Source organism: Nocardia sp. bgisy134 (genome assembly GCF_965341865.1).
GTDB lineage: Bacteria > Actinomycetota > Actinomycetes > Mycobacteriales > Mycobacteriaceae > Nocardia.
The window spans coordinates 22,715-38,091 of record NZ_CBDQZP010000031.1 but is presented as its reverse complement, the minus strand read 5'-3'; the positions used below and the strand labels follow the sequence as shown (position 1 = coordinate 38,091).

The window sequence follows — 15,377 nt, the reverse complement described above, 5'->3', positions numbered from 1 at the left end:
TCCGCCAGCAGGCACGCGGCTTGGCGGTGCAGGAGAAAGGGGCCCGCACCGCCATCCATGCAACACGCTCGCTATCTGGCCGATCCAGCCTTCAGCCCGGCCGACGATCCGCTCGGTAGGCGCAGGTGTGCGTCGGGAACGCCGCCACCTCGCGGATCAAGCACACCGTCCTGGTTCGCATAGGGGCTCTGGCCGGGCGGAGCCTGCACCGTCGTGAGGTATTTCCACAGGCCGTCGACCAGGACCGCGCCACCGCCCACCAAGGTGCCGACCAGTCCGCCGGCTCCGGCGAACGCGGCGATCGCGGCGGGGGTCGTGGCCAGACAACCCGGGCCAACGATGAGACAGGAACCGAGACCGATCGCGGCGCCGATCAGTGCGCCCAGCACGGTGCCGATCACGGTGCCGATCAGCGGACCGCGAATCATGTTGTCGGCCAACTCATTCAAGGCTAGTTGCTCCTCCATCGGGGAGGCGACGGGACGTGGTCCGTCCGAGCGAATATCGGTGAGGTCGGGGGTGAGGGTCAGCGTGCGCCCGTCGGCGGAAATGCGCTCGTGGATCATCGCACGGTGCCCGTCCAGCTCAATGGTGAGCGGCAGCGTCGATACCAATCGCCCGTCACTGGCGTGAACGGCGACGGTCTGCCGGTCCGGCGCGAGTGTGAATGCGGCGCTGTCCAGGGTGGCGATCACGGATTCGCCGACGACCGCGGCGCGGTATCCGACCGGCGCTGGCGCTTCGGCCGCGCTGGGCGCCGCCGCGGCAACGACCGCACAGGCCGTCGCGAGAACTGCCGAAGTTGTTGTGCGGTACTTCATTCCGATTCCACTTCCAGCTCGGGGATCGCGATCAACGGACGGCGGGCGCTGGTGTCGGGGCAACGCCAGGCTTGGCGGACAGGTGCTCGGCGTACTTGCTCTCTCCCGGAGCGGTTCCGAGAATCGTGACGTATTCGTAGAGCGCGTACGCGGCGGTGGGCCCACCACCGAGAACGAGGCCGGTGAGGCCGCCGACCGCGCCGACGAGGGTGACAATCGGGAGCACCGCGATCACGCAGCCGACGCTGAGCACCACGCAGGAGGCCCCCGCGACAGCGAATCCGACGCCGACCCCGATGACGGCTCCGATGGCGGTACCGATCAGACTGCCGATCGACGTCCCGATGCTCACCGCGTTGATGAGATCGTTCATCGCCAACTGGTTTTCGAGGGGGGAGGCGACCGGACGCACGGCGTCCGCACGCAGGCCGCTCGTCTCGGGGGTAAGGGTGAGGGTGCGCCCATCAGCGGAGATATGGTGCTGGAGCGGCAGGCGCTGCCCGTCGACAGTGAAGGTCAAGGGCAAAGAGGTGAGAGACTGTCCGCTGATGTCGCGGATGCTGAGGGATTGTGAGTCAGCGGCGACGGTGAAAACACCGCGGTCGAGCGTGGTGACGACGGCATTCCCGGACAATGCCGCGTGATATCGCACAGGTTCGGGCGTTTCGGGCGCCGCATCGGCCGGTGTGGCGGCCACCTCGACGATGAACACAGCGAGCAGTGCGGTGATGACTGGCCTACGAGTTCTCATAATTCCTCCTCTGATGCCCCGATTCCGCGGTGAAAGCCGGAAGGGGATGACCGAACGCCCGGATCGGGTTGTGCGGTGGCATGGTGTTGCCCGCCGGGGGTCCAATCCCTTGCGGCGATGATGGTTTCGTGGTTGGCCTGAGCGGGATTCGGCCAAGGGAGCCACTTAACGCATTTGAAAATGCGTTAGCGAAGTTTGAGCGGCCGCTGGCCGGATGTCAAGCTTTTCGTCGTGACACAACATGAAGCCCGGGCGGCCAAGGCGAGACAGGGAGGACGTAGCGCCCGTGTAGTGGAGGCGGTGCGCAAAGCGACACTGGAACTGTTGATTCAGCGCGGCTACCACGGTTTCGAGATCCCCGACGCAGCCCACAACGCCGGAGTCCATCCGACGACCATCTATCGGCGCTGGCAGGGGAAGCAGGACCTCGTCGCCGACGCGATGCTCGCACACATGGAGCAACAGATCCACGTCCCGGATACCGGCTCCTTGCGCGGCGACCTGACCGAATTGCTGCACGAGGTCACGGCCGTGCTCGCTCAGCCGCCACTGCTCGCGTTGCTCCGGGTTCAGGTCGCGATCGCCGACTCCGTCGAGGGCGTCGACGCCGCACGCCGCCGATTCTGGGCGACCCGCTTTCGATCCTCGGCCGCGCTCGTCGAACAAGCGATGTCCCGCGGCGAACTCCCCGCTCAGACCGATGCGCAGGAGTTGGCCGAGTTCGCGATTGCTCCGATCTACCTGCGCGTTCTCGTCACCGGCGGTTTGGTCGACGAGGCATTCATCCGCTCCTGCGTCGAGCGAGCACTCCGCGCCTTCGGCGCCGCGATCGAGGCGGACGAATGAATTACGCGGCGGCGGCGAGAGCGGCGAGCGTGGCGTTGGTCAGGCGGGCGATGTAGCCGTCGTCCACCGGCCCGCGGCTGATCAGCAGCCGGAAGAACAGCGGAGCTCCGAGAAGGTCCATCCCCAGCTCGAAGTCGAGCTGAGTGGGCAATTCTCCGCGGTCGATGCCGCGTTGGAGGAGTTGCGCGGCCGCCGCGCGGCGGGGCGCCGCCACTGCCGCGCGTAACGCGTCGGCCAGGTCGCGATTGCGGGCCGCTTCGGCGAACAGGTCGGGAACGATCCGGCTCACCAGCTGATGAGTCAGGGCGCCGACGACGTCGCGGATGAATGCCTCGACGTCACCACGCAGCGATCCGGTGTCGATGTCGGCGGGACTGTGCGCACGCACGGCGGTGGATATCAGATCGATCAGCATCGCATCCTTGGAGGGCCACCGCCGGTACAGCGCCGCCTTACCGACACCGGCGCGGCGAGTCACCGCCTCCATCGACATCCGCGCGTACCCGATTTCGGCGAGTTCGTCCAGGGCAGCACGAGTGATCGTTTCGGTCACGGTTTCCCGAAGGGCTGCCGCTCCCGCGGCTCGGCGGCTGGTCATTCGATACCCCTCAAAAGAACGGAACGGTTGCGTTCCGATGCTATCAGGGCTACGCTCGCAAACCTGAACGCAACGGAACGGTTCCGTTCCGTGTTTGCCTGCATGGAGGGACAATGAAGTTTCTGTTCGACGACGAGTCGTTCTCGTTCGAAGCCTTGCGGACTGCCGGACACGGCGCCTACGGCGGGGCCGAGCTCGGCGAAGTGCTGGCCACCTGCCAGAACATCCCCGAGGGCGACGAAGAGGCGTGGTGCCGGGAATGGTCGGCCACTGCCGAGCGCGTTCATCGGATCGCCTGGACCGCTCTCGCCGCCGGCCGCCGAGTCAGCGCCAGGGAAGCTCTCCTGCGTGCGTCGAACTACTACCGAAACGCGGACTTCTACCGCAGGCTCGACCCGGACAACGACGCCGAATCGGCCCGCCTGGCTCGGCTGTCACGGCAGACATTCGCCGAAGCCGCCGAGCTGTTCGACGTTCCGCCGATCCCGCAGGCCATCCCTTACGAGGGCGGCGAACTGCCCGGATACCTGTTCCGCGTGGATGATTCGGACAAGGCTCGGCCCACGGTCATCCTGCACGGTGGCTTCGACTCGACTCTCGAAGAGCTGTACTTCTTCGCGGCCGAAGGTGCCCTGCGGCGCGGCTACAACGTGCTGGGGTTCGAGGGGCCCGGCCAGGCCTCGGCCCGGCGGGAGTCGGGGCTGGTGTTCCGACCCGACTGGGAACACGTGGTGACTCCAGTTCTCGACCACGCACTGACGTTGCCCGGAGTCGATCGGGACCGTCTTGTCCTGTTCGGCACCAGTCTCGGCGGATACCTCGCGGCCCGCGCGGCCGCCTTCGAGCACCGCTTCGCAGCTTGCGTGCTGCACGACGGCGTTTACAGCTTCCATGACGCCTACCGCAGTGTGATGCCACCGTTCCTGTACGACTGGATCCTCGACAAGCGTGATGACCTCGCGAACCCGGTCCTCGAACTGATGATGATGTCGACCCAAAGCCGATGGGCGGTGCGCAACGGCATGTGGACGTTCGGGGCCGCGTCCCCCGCCGAATACATCCGAATCACCCGGCCGTTCACCGTGGACGGCATCGCCGACAAGATCACCTGCCCCACCCTCGTCCTCGACGCGGAGAACGACCAGTTCTTCCGCGGCCAGCCTCGGCAGGTCTACGACGCGCTCCGGTGCGAGAAGGAACTGATGGTGTTCGCGTCCGCCGACGGTGGCGGCGAGCATTGTCACGAGGGTGCGACGTTGCTGTTCAACCAGCGAACCTTCGACTGGCTCGACACCCGTCTGAGCCTGTGAGCGCCACACGCCGGGCCAACCGCGTGCTGGCCCTACTGATGCTGTTCATGATGATCAACTTCGCCGACAAGGCCGTGCTCGGCCTCACCGCCGACCCGATCATGAACGAACTCGGACTCTCCGCGACCGGATTCGGGATGGTGGCGGCAGGCTTCTACCTGCTGTTCAGCGCATCGGCGGTGCTGGTCGGATTCCTCGGCAACCGGGTGCCGGTACGCCTGTTGCTCGCCATCTTGGTGTTCATCTGGTCCGTCGCGCAGCTCCCGATCCTTGTTCCCGGGACCGGATTCGCGATCCTGCTCGGCACTCGCGTCCTGCTCGGCGCCGGTGAAGGTCCTGGATTCCCGCTGGCCAACCACACTGCCTTCACCTGGTTTCCAGAGCAGCGGCGGGCACTGCCATCGGCGGTGATCACCGCTGGCGGTGCGCTCGGCGCGGTGCTCGGTGGTCCGTTGATCATCGTGACCATCAGCGCGTTGGGCTGGCGCGCGGCCTTCGGCCTGCTCGGCATCCTGGGCCTACTGTGGTTGTCGGCGTGGCTGCGCTGGGGCAATACCGGCCCCTATCATGTTGGTGGCAACGCTGATTCGAGTACTCAGAAGGAAGTGCCGTTTCTCCGAATCGTGGCCACCGGAACCTGGCTCGGTGGGACGTTCGCGACCTTCACTGTCATGTGGTCCCTCGCGCTTGGGCTCGCCTGGCTGCCGCTGTACTTGGCGGACGAGGTCGGATTCAGCGAGGCCGCGGTCGGCGGCTTGATCGGACTGCCGAGTGTGGTCGCCATCGCCCTTGTACTGACCGTCGGTGTCATCGCACAGCGGGCCGCCCGGCGCGGCGCCTCCCGTCGGCTCGCCCATGGTGTGCTCGGCGGCGCCGTCGCCGCACTGGCCGGCATCTGCATGCTGGCAGTAACCAGGCTGGACGTGGCACCGCTGGTCCTGCTCGTCGTCGTGATCGCCTTCTCGGCGGGCAACGCACAAACACCGCTGGTCAACGCCGCGATCGCCGACATCTGCCCGGACCGACAGCGCAGCGCGGCACTCGGAACCTCCTACGCGGTAGCCGCAGTGGCCAGCCTGCTGGCACCCTACGTCACCGGCAGACTCATCGACGCCGCACCGAGCCCCTCGGTCGGCTTCGCGATGGCATTCGATCTGGCTGGATTGTTGCTGGTGGCCGGCGCAGCCGTGTCGATGCTCGCGATCAGACCGGATCGAGACCAGTTGCGGACCGACCCCGCTGAGACCGAGATCGGCGTAATCGGCCGCGTGTAGGACGGGCTTACGCAGGCCGTTGGTTTCGACGAGCATGCCCTGCATGATTCGTGTGCACGGCGACTCGGTGTAGCGATCCCAGTACGTCGGTCCTCGTCTGGCAAGGCTGTCCGACGAGGGCCGCATGGACTGCCAGGAGACTCGGTGAAACCCGGCGCCAGCAACATCGACGAAGAGTCACGCCGAACACCAGTCGACCACGATGTGCAGCACGAGAGCCCGAAAATCAAGCGTTATCAGCGGTTTACGTAAGATCCGCCCGATCTTTGCCGCCCCGGGCGCGACACGCAGACAAACGCGCTGCGCGGTGTCATGCTCGGAAATCGTGACGAGCGGGTTGGAAGGCGCTGCGGTGAAAGCCGTTGCGGGACTGGCGAAGCCAGTTGGTGGCTGGCTGTTGCGGCGGGTACGACCGGACATCTCGCGGTCGGCGCTGGCGGGGCATGCCGACGGTTTGGCAGAGGCGGTCCAGCGGCGGGAAACGGTGCTGCGTGATCAGCTGAGGGCGGGGCCGGGCACGGTGATGGATCTGGAATTCCGGATCGCGTCACGGCGGCGTTCGGGCGATGACGCTCGTTGTGTGCTGGCGAATATCGGTACCTACTACCGGGAGAAGGTGACGCAGCGTCGGCTGGTGGTTTTGGGTGCGGCGGGGGCGGGCAAGACAGTGTCGGCGATCCATCTGGTCCTCGATCAGTTGCGTGATCGGGCGCTGTTGTCGGATTCGCTGCGCGCGGCCGCGCCGGTGCCTGTTCGCGTCAATGCCTCGGGATGGGATGGCAGCGAATCGTTCTCGGGCTGGTTGGCGACGAGACTGTGCCTCGATTTCGCCCTGCACGCGCGTGTGGCGCGAGCCCTGATCGACAGTGGCCGGATCCTGCCGGTGCTGGACGGCTTGGACGAGATGGATCCTCTCGATGGCGCATCGATACGTGCGCGGACCGTGTTGGATCGGTTGAACGAAACCCCTTGGCGCAACCGTGGTCTCGTCGTCCTGTGCCGCACTCCGGTGTTCGCCAGGATCACCGGTCTGCGTGGCGATGCCGGTCTGCACGGTGCGACCACGGTGACGGTGCAAACGCTGACCACGACCGATATCTACTGCTATCTCGATGATTACCGTGACCAGCTCGGAGTTGCCGAACAGGCGTGGGGGTCGGTGACCGCGCGGCTCGAGCAGGATCCGGACGGACCGCTGGCCACCGCGTTGCGCACACCGTGGCTGCTCGGACTGGCCGCGCCCGCTCTACATGGCGGCGGCCGTGACACCGCCGACGCGCTGGCCGCGTGTTCCACCGTCACGGCGGTGTGTGATCTGTTGTTCGCCAGCATGATTCCGGCGGCGATCGCCGCGACTGAACGCACCGCGGCGACCCGCGCCTACACCGAACGCGCTGTCGATATCTGGCTGCACAACCTCGCCGAGCACCTCCAGGCACAGCGGATTCGGGGACGTGGCGGCACCGATATCACCCTCGACCGTATCTGGGAACTGGCCGGTGTGCGGCCGACCCGATCACTGACGCTATCTGCGTTCGTCCTGGGAGGCGGGCTCTTCTACAGCACGGCGACCGGATTGTTGTCCGGCGCCTATCTCATCGGCGAGACAGCGATACTGACCTGGCTGTGGCTGTGGCTGGGGTTGTGGTTCGGATTCTGGTCTGTCCTGACACGGTTCTTTCCGAAACTCGCCGCGCCACCGCGTCTGGCTTGGCGTATCCCGGGCAGATCCCGAGGCCGCAGAACCCTGCAAGGCATGCTGGTCGCCGGGGCGATCATCGCGTTCGCGCTCACGCTGACGACCTGGATGTGGTACTTCCAGCCGCGCGGCCCCTCCGGCGCGATCGCTATTGCGGGCTGGTCGATTTCGCTGTGCCTACTACCTCTCGGGGTGGCGATCGCGGTCATGAAGGCACTGGGCACGACCAGCGAAGACCGGTTCGCACTCGGCGTGGACGAACAGCGGGTGATCCGCGACGTCCGAACCGCCGCCATCGTCGTCGGACTCACGGTCCTGCTCACGGTCGGCATCCTGACCGGCCTTAGATTCCTGCTTCGTAGCTGGCTCGTTCTTCGGCTATACGGAATCCCCGATCACCTGTCCGGAGCTCAGCTCGCCCGAACCATGCTGCCCCAGTTCGAGCAAGGGCTCGATGTCGGACTACTCCTCGGATTGATGCTGGGAACGACCGCTGGCACTACGATCGGTCTCACGGCAGGCCGGTACGCGATCGCGTCGGTGCTGTTCCGTGTGACCGGTACCTTCGCGCCACGGCCCGCTCCGTTCCTGAACTGGGCACGCAATACCGGCCTGCTGCGCGTCACCGGTATCTCCTACCAGTTCCGCCACGACACCTACCAGCAGTGGTTGGCGCTACGACCCGCCGGCCGCCCCGACCCGATACGCCGCCGTGCGCCCGGCCTCGCCGCCGTGCTGGTTCCGGTCGTGGTCGTAGTGACCACCATCGCGCTGACCGTTGTCGCCAGTCCCCGCTGACGCGCATATCATCGCCGACGCCGCCCGCGCCATGCCGCATACGCTGGACCGGGTCGACACCGGCGACGAACCCCTCACCGAGCTCGGCGTCCTGGTCGGCTTCGACGACGACCTGGCCGACGAAGCCACTCGCACCAACAACCGCATCCGTGGCCTGCTGTCCAGCTCCACCCAGCTCTCGAACGCGCCTCGGGGCCCCGGATCTCACATCCTGCGGTTCTGGAGATCTTGTCCCGGTGCGGCGGCCCCAGCAGGGATCCGAGCCGCGAGCAAACGCAATCGCAAACTCACCACGATCGCCACCAAGCAAGAAGTAGCGCTGTGGTTGCCGGTGGACGGGACGCGTCGGGGCCGGATCAGCGGCTGACTCGAACATTCGGAGGTCAGCAGTATCCGCATGCACTTCTCTATCCGAACGATCGCGAGAGCGGGGAACAGTCGAGAACCGTAATGGTGGAGCCGTGTGTGACGGCTCTGGCCATCCTCTCTCGCAGATGCGGGCGAGGCTACATCGCGATCTTTAGAATTCATGGGGTGGTGGTCGGTAGCGCAAGGGCGGGGCATGGGAGTGTCGCGGGCGCATCCGGCGACGCGGGCACGGAGTACCGGCGCGGCGTCGTAGCATATGCCGTGGCCTACGGTCTGGCGGGAGTGTCCCTGCCAGGAGTCGAACTCGGACCTGCGCACGCCCGCGTGGCGTCGGTGTCGCTGGAGACCGACGATGCGGTCGATGACATCAGGATCGATTTCGAATCGGGCCATCGGGCATACCTCCAGGCCAAGCGATCCCTGGAGGCTGGCGCTTCGCTGAAGAAGGCTGTTGCCCAGTGGATTCCGGCGGTCAAGGCGGGGCTCTGCCCTGAAATGGACCGACTGGTGATCGTCACGGGAACACTCAATGGCCCGACGAGGAATTTACAGGGCGTTCTGAACCGTAACCGGACAACTCATCCGGGGCCTCCCACCGAAGGCGAAGCGAAGATCCTCTCGACTGTCCACGATCTCTTGGACGAGTTGAGCGACGCCGAGCGGGAACTGGTCCTGAAGTGCGCGGTGATCTGGGAACTACAGGTAGAGGAACAGGCCGAGCCTGGGGCACAATTGGCCATGGCCCACTTGCGGGCTGTCGTCGCCGACAAGAGACCCGACGCGACGCGCACGGCGTGGGAATCCCTGATGAACATCTCGGGTCGCATCGCTCGGTTGCGGGGTGGCCACGACCTCGCCGGTTGGTCGGAGGGGTTGCGAGGTACGGGCGTTGAGCTTGCGAGCACCGGAGATACGCCCGCAGCAGTACTCGAAACACGGCGACTGGCACTGAAACGGTACTGCGATCGCCTGATCCGGCAAGGTACGGAGATCGACCTGCGAATGCTGGGCGCCGAGTTGCCCAACCTCCTTCTGGCAGAAGCCGACGCGGACGTCACCGTCACCACGGAGCAGGACGACAATCACTTCGGATCCGATCTGATCGGGGCCTTCCTGCGACGCGGCCGTGTCGTTCTGACCGGCTTGCCCGGCGGTGGAAAAACTACCGCGCTCAAACATGTGGCGGCCCAGTTGGCGCAAGATCCGACAGACATCCTTCCTGTACGCGCCTCGCTTCGAGAAATCAATACCGCAGCCCACCAGACGGGTTTTCGGGAACGATTGGTCGCCGCGGCTGTTCGCGACGAAAGAGTCGGGGACCAGGAAATTCTCACCCAGGAGATCAATCGACGCCTCGATGGGGAAGGTGGCATCGCTTTGCTCCTCGACGCGTTGGACGAGACCTATAATCAGCGCGGAAAGGTGATCAGTGAGTTGTACGACCTGGTTGCTGATCTTCCCGACGGTGTCTGCATCCTCGTTACGACTCGTGACGTCGCCTACGGCCAAGCCGCCACTCTCGGCTGGCCAGCTCTGCGCTTGCGGCCACCGTCGAAAGCACTGGATGCGGTGACCGCGGTCTTGGAAGCAGCCGCGAAACAGAAGATGCCGGTGGCGGCGAACCGATCCGAGTGGGTCTCCGAACGCGTGGAATGGGTGCAAGCAGCGCTGGCGCAGGATGAGCTACTGCACGAGACACCGCTCATCCCGACACTGTTGGCACTGCTGGCTGCCCAGCGGTCACCCGATCTACTTCCCAAAAACCGCGCGAAGATCCTGGAAGCCGTGGTGAAGGATATGGTCGCCACCCGAGAAACAGCACGCGTCGCCGACCTTGCCTTCGGGCCTCTGGAAGGCGATGACTTGCCGACAGCAACTATGGAGGCGTTCACCAGCGAAGCCGCCGCAATCCTGAACAGCCAGGGCCGGGCCGACAAAAAGGCGGTGATGGATGCAGTCGCTGCCGCGCTCGGCCCGAGCTGGGGCTTGCCACCGGCACGAGCAAACATCGCCGCGGCGGCAGCCGTGCGGCTCTTCGACGAAACCGGAATCTTCGTCGCCTCCGGTGCCGATGAGACCGTGGCGCCCCGGATCGCGCTCTTCGCCGAGATCGGAGACGCGATGCGGGTCGTGTCGTGTCCGAACGAGGTTCCACAATGGGTCGAGGCCCGTGTTGCCAGTGAGCAGTTCGAACCGCTCGTGCTGGCATGCACCCTGAACAGCGCTGTCGCACGCGTCGTCTACGACACGTTACGAGCAGACACAGCCGATGTGCGTGTGGCGAAGGTTCTCGCCCAAGCGTCCAGCGAAGGGGCCACGCTGGACGACGACATCGTTCGAGGGGTCTGCCAGCGCTTGATCGCGCACATCGCCGAGGGAACCTCCTTCGGCTGGAGCAGCTGGAAAGTGCTGCTGTCGCTGCCGATCCCGAGCGAGCTCCGTGCGTCTGCGGAAGCCGCGGCAGCGCAGTACGGGACCGAGCACAACACCGTTGCCCGCGCGTCGCTGGAGTTCCATTTCTACCCGAATCCCACGGTCCTGACCGACCAGCAGGTAGAACTGCTGAAAGAAGTACTCGCCATCCCCTCGCTGCCGGATATCCGGCCACCGGCCGCAAAAAGACTCATCGATGTCATCACCTGGTCTGTCGATCAGACACTCATTGCCACACAGGAGCGGGCGGCGCGACTCCTGTTGGATCACGACGTGCACACCGCACCGCTGATCGCGGCGTGTGCCGCTGCGGCGCCCAGCGGCCTTCAAGATTCGCTCGTGCGACTGCTCACCGAACGAGGACTCAGCGCCGAGGTCCAGCCGATTCTCGAAGATCACGCACGCGGGCTCGCGAGGTTTGAATCGTGGCTCTCCGGTCGTGACAACTCCGTATACGGGGACTTCCTGAGCCTTGTTGCTGACCACGAAAAGACCGAGCTGTCGACGATCCAAGCGATTCGTCTCGACGAGCTGGCGGATTTCATCGAAACCCTGGATCTGAACGACGGCGGAGCCGAGCGGTACATCTATAGGCGGCCCGATGCCATGCTTCGACAACTGATCGGGCTGACAGTATCGCTGTACGGGTTCGATCACGCTGTACTCGCCGCTGAGGCTGAGATTGCGTTGGCTCGAATGAAGCGCTTCGGTGGCAATGCCCCCTACTTCGCGCTGTTCGACAACGCGCAGGAACGCTCGGAAACAGACTGGTCCGCGGTCAGCGATCCCGACGCGGCGCTGTTGCTGCTGTTGGCCATGCTCACCCTGGGGATCCGCCAAGCACGTTTCGCGGCGAAGTCATTGTGGCGGACTCCCGTTGCTCATGCGGCGGAGCTACTGCGGGAGCAGGTATCCGCACTGACAGCGCGGCCGGGTCACCAAAGACTTGCCGCTTCGGCGTTGGCATCGCTGGAGTCAATACCCGAGCCGGAGTGCTGGGTGCGAAGTGACAACCCCGTGCTGCGTGTTGTTGCGGCGCTGACGATCAACCCGATGAGCGGAGACGAATCCAGTGGTCAGATCCGCGAACTGTTGGACGATCTCGATGGCCATGTGCAGGAAGCAGTGATCAAGCACATAGTCTCGGCTCAGCCATCGGACCTGATGACGCTGCTGAAACGCGTAGTGGACAGACAGAATCCAGGATGGATGTGTTTGAATTGCCGGACTGCCAATCCGCCATCGAGTTCAACAAGGTGCTCCAAGGATGACTGTTCCACGGTAGGCCCAAATCCCGGCGAGCTCGCGAGCAAGCACTTGGCGACCAAGAACCTCGGCCGGTGCTGACACGCCGTCAGCGGGCAGCATTCCACTGGATATCGGTGGGTTCCTTCGTACGACAATGCGGAACTATTTCGACGGCTCTATTGTGCAGGGCAGGCTTCGGAGATCCCGAAATCCTTGGCGACCTGCTTGATCGAAGTGTTGCCCTTGCGGGCGACGGCGACGACATCGCGGCGGAACTCCTCCGGATACGGCTTCGGCATGGTGGACATCCTTCCATCGAGGACGAAGTCCGCACAGATCAGGAATCAACCAAACCGGGGGCAGTCCATTTCAAGCCGACAGCCAGTCGCGCCGAAATCGTTCGCGGTCCGAAACCGGACTATGCGACCACACCCAACTCATCACGCCAATCGCCATTGCGGTGGTGTGCTCGGAGAGGTTGGAGACAGCCGTGAGCAGGTCATCGAAGCTGTGCGTCTCTACTATCGGTGCCCCGCCGCCACGAGGTGGAAGGTGCTGTATGCGAACGACTTCGCCGTGGATTTGATAGTCATAGTGCGCGGACGCATGTCGGATTATCGGGTGAATGTCCTCGGCCAACTCCGGGTACTCGGCAGCCAGACCATTGCGCACAGCGCCAAACCCGCTGTTACCCGTGGCGGTGCTGTCGAGTGCGTTGATAGTGCCTCCTGCCACTTTCAGCGCTGCCAACACGAGACTTCCGTACGCGCGATACGGACCCTCTACAGCCTTCGCTCCGATGTCGAGTACCTCATCGATCCATCCTGGTCGCTTGCGGTCGTGCGTACTCAATATGTGAGTCATCCGCTGGTGCTGGTCGATGAGCTTTCGCCATGCCGCCGAGCTTGTCGCCAGCAGGAAGTCGAAGTCGCCGATCCATTGCGGCTGCGCAGCAGACGCGGCGTCGAACGCGGCATGGACTGCCGCTACTCGACGTGACCGCCGCTGTTGGTCGTGCATCCCTCTCGCGATCATGACGAGTGGGATCAAAGGGCGGAGCATTACCGGGTCGCGCCTGGCAATGTCGGCCAGTTCGGGAAACATCGACCCGAGTGATGACCCGCTCAGCACGGTGACCGCGTCGAGATCGACCGGTGCCATCAGGTTGGCCGCCGCGATCGTTACCTCGCAGGCGGAATCCAGTATCTCCTGGCTGTCTAGCATCCGCTTGCGGGCAATGCCCGCAGTCGGAGCGGTCAGTGTGGTCAAGAACCCCACCGCCGCGGCTCCGAAGAGCATTACGCCGCGTATCAGGGCGCGATGTGTTGACAGCAGCACCGGCGGGGCTGGATTCGACTTGAGATCCACTGCGAAATCGAGCATCTCGTTGCTGAGTTCCAGCAGGCTCGACCAGGCAATCCTTGTGTCTGCGGCAGTAGGATCATCGAAGTCACCTTCTCCCATACGTTTCGGAAGGCGATCGGCCCACTCCAGTATGGTTTCAAATGCTGTCGGCAACCACTGTCGAAATTCTTCGGCGGGCATCCGGTTCCCGCGATCCGCAGTCTCCAGATTCTGCGCGAACTCGAGCCGTTCTTGCAGGCGAACCAGATCCGCTCCGTAGTGCTGCGTGCGAAGCTCTGCCCTGCGATCAACCAGCTGCAGCTCCGATCCACATTCCGAGCATTGATCGGCGCGGCCTTCCGCGACACCGAAAACCTTGCCGCAGTCCGCGCAGCCAAAGACGGTGAAGCTCAGGCGAAACCCTTTGTCGGTCTTGGGTTGTCCGCCAGGCACCAGTTCCACGGAGCGGCAGATAGCACAGTTGCTCAGCTCGTCGGCAGAAAGCTCAGCGCCACACGCCGTGCACAGTTGCATCTGGCCCGCCCTCTCGAATAGCCGATCACACGGGCCCCAAAAGTTCGTACTACTGCCGCGGAAGCCCTGCCGTCGGTCGCAATCAAGCCACACCAAGCCGGTGGCCGTCAAACAAGTTCCGGGCCAATATGGCTTGGCTACCGTGCCCGTTACCTTCTTCGTAGCTCCTGAACGGGGCTACGGTCGCCAGGCCCGGTATGACTTGTTGCCCCTGTCTCACGCATGATCCGGGGGGTGGTGTCGCCGCGGTCTGGTGGCGTCGATGGACCGCTGATGGGGACAGGGCCGCTGGTAGGTCTCTTCGTACGTGGGTGCCGGGCGTCGACGCTGGATCGGCGGCCGTCCGGATAGTGCCGATGCGATGAGAGATGGCAAGTGACACAGGCCTACGCCGTGTTCTGCGGCATTGATGTGGGTAAAGGCGAGCACCACGCGGTCGGTCTCGACCCGAGTGGCAAACGGTTGTTCGACAAGGCGCTACCCAACGACGAGTCCCGGCTGCGGGCGGTGTTCGACCAGCTCGCAGCTCGGGGGCCGTTGCTGATCGTGGTCGATCAGCCCAACACCATCGGTGCGCTGCCGGTCACCGTTGCCCGTGCCTGCGGCCACGATGTGGCTTATCTGCCCGGCCTGTCGATGCGTCGCATCGCCGATCTCTATCCGGGTCAAGCCAAGACCGATGCCCGCGACGCGCGCATCATCGCCGACGCGGCCCGCACCATGCCGCACACGCTGCGCCGGGTCGATGTCGGCGATGAAACCCTCACCGAGCTCGGTGTTCTCGTCGGATTCGATGACGATCTCGCCGGAGAAGCGACCCGCACCAGCAACCGGATCCGCGGCCTGCTGACCAGCGTTCATCCCGCTCTCGAACGCGTTCTGGCGCCGCGCGTCGCGCACCCGGCGGTCCTGGAAATCCTCTCGCGTTGCGGCGGACCCGCGGGAATCCGCGCCGCGGGCAGGCGCAAACTCACCGCCATCGCGACCAAGCATGCGCCCCGCATGGGCGCCCGCTTGGTCGAGGAGATCCTGGCCGCTGCCCGCGCAAACGGTCACCGTTCCCGGGACGAAGGCCGCACAGACCGTGCTGCCGAAACTGGCCGACTCGCTGAAAGCGGTTCTGCTGCAGCGCAAACAGATCGCCGAGGATATCGAGAGGATGTTCGACGATCACCCTCTTGCCAAGGTCCTGACCTAATAACACCCGAACGAACCCCGCGGCGGACCGCGGAATGCCTGACACCAACCTGGCCCTCGCCCGAGTTGTCTACCCTCCTATACGCAGCTTCGAATGCGGCTCATGTGACGGCATCGGGCAAGAATCGCCTCTGACGCGAAGATTCGTCTCGTGG

General features: G+C 64.7%; 9 protein-coding genes and 3 pseudogenes. 7 read left to right on the top strand and 5 right to left on the bottom strand.

The features are described 5' to 3' along the window. Nucleotides 1-71: 71 nt before the first annotated feature. Together ACRWNM_RS34660 and ACRWNM_RS34655 are read right to left on the bottom strand one after the other, a co-directional pair. Nucleotides 72-695, bottom strand: coding sequence for a hypothetical protein (locus tag ACRWNM_RS34660; protein WP_431972394.1), 624 nt, complete (start codon nt 693-695; stop codon nt 72-74). 157 nt (nt 696-852) lie between these two features. Beyond that, nucleotides 853-1,572, bottom strand: a complete 720-nt coding sequence (locus ACRWNM_RS34655) for a hypothetical protein (RefSeq protein ID WP_431972393.1) — start codon at nt 1,570-1,572, stop codon at nt 853-855. 300 nt (nt 1,573-1,872) lie between these two features. Here ACRWNM_RS34655 and ACRWNM_RS34650 point away from each other — a divergent pair, with 300 nt between their 5' ends. Further along, the gene (locus tag ACRWNM_RS34650) at nt 1,873-2,418 is read left to right on the top strand and encodes a TetR/AcrR family transcriptional regulator (protein ID WP_431972392.1); all 546 of its coding nucleotides are present in this window, start codon (nt 1,873-1,875) and stop codon (nt 2,416-2,418) included. Between the two features lies 1 nt (nt 2,419). Here ACRWNM_RS34650 and ACRWNM_RS34645 read toward each other — a convergent pair whose 3' ends face one another. Then, on the bottom strand, nt 2,420-3,016 hold the full coding sequence (locus ACRWNM_RS34645; protein ID WP_431972391.1) for a TetR/AcrR family transcriptional regulator: 597 nt from the start codon (nt 3,014-3,016) through the stop codon (nt 2,420-2,422). Between the two features lie 113 nt (nt 3,017-3,129). On the opposite strand from ACRWNM_RS34645, the gene ACRWNM_RS34640 reads away from it, so the two are divergent. The 5 genes and pseudogenes from ACRWNM_RS34640 to ACRWNM_RS34620 all read left to right on the top strand — a co-directional run bounded on the left by ACRWNM_RS34640 (nt 3,130) and on the right by ACRWNM_RS34620 (nt 12,246). Further along, nucleotides 3,130-4,326: an alpha/beta hydrolase family protein gene (locus ACRWNM_RS34640; protein ID WP_431972390.1), complete on the top strand. Its 1,197-nt coding sequence runs from the start codon at nt 3,130-3,132 to the stop codon at nt 4,324-4,326. Beyond that, nucleotides 4,323-5,600, top strand: coding sequence for an MFS transporter (locus tag ACRWNM_RS34635; RefSeq protein ID WP_431972389.1), 1,278 nt, complete (start codon nt 4,323-4,325; stop codon nt 5,598-5,600). The genes ACRWNM_RS34640 and ACRWNM_RS34635 overlap by 4 nt, the downstream gene beginning before the upstream one ends. Before the next feature lie 325 nt (nt 5,601-5,925). After that, nucleotides 5,926-8,097 (top strand): hypothetical protein, encoded by a 2,172-nt coding sequence (locus ACRWNM_RS34630; protein ID WP_431972388.1) that lies wholly within the window; start codon nt 5,926-5,928, stop codon nt 8,095-8,097. Then, nucleotides 8,096-8,404 (top strand): annotated as a pseudogene (locus tag ACRWNM_RS34625) (IS110 family transposase); the annotation flags it as partial. The gene ACRWNM_RS34630 and the pseudogene ACRWNM_RS34625, both read left to right, overlap by 2 nt. 395 nt (nt 8,405-8,799) lie before the next feature. Next, complete coding sequence (locus ACRWNM_RS34620) at nt 8,800-12,246, top strand: NACHT domain-containing protein (RefSeq protein WP_431972387.1); 3,447 nt, start codon at nt 8,800-8,802, stop codon at nt 12,244-12,246. A gap of 89 nt (nt 12,247-12,335) precedes the next feature. Here ACRWNM_RS34620 and ACRWNM_RS34615 read toward each other — a convergent pair. Continuing rightward, nucleotides 12,336-12,446: pseudogene (locus ACRWNM_RS34615) on the bottom strand (transposase); the annotation flags it as partial. A gap of 70 nt (nt 12,447-12,516) precedes the next feature. After that, nucleotides 12,517-13,953 (bottom strand): hypothetical protein, encoded by a 1,437-nt coding sequence (locus tag ACRWNM_RS34610; protein ID WP_431972386.1) that lies wholly within the window; start codon nt 13,951-13,953, stop codon nt 12,517-12,519. A gap of 447 nt (nt 13,954-14,400) precedes the next feature. Between ACRWNM_RS34610 and ACRWNM_RS34605 the strand changes: the two are divergent. Next, nucleotides 14,401-15,220 (top strand): annotated as a pseudogene (locus tag ACRWNM_RS34605) (IS110 family transposase); the annotation flags it as partial. Nucleotides 15,221-15,377: the final 157 nt, after the last annotated feature.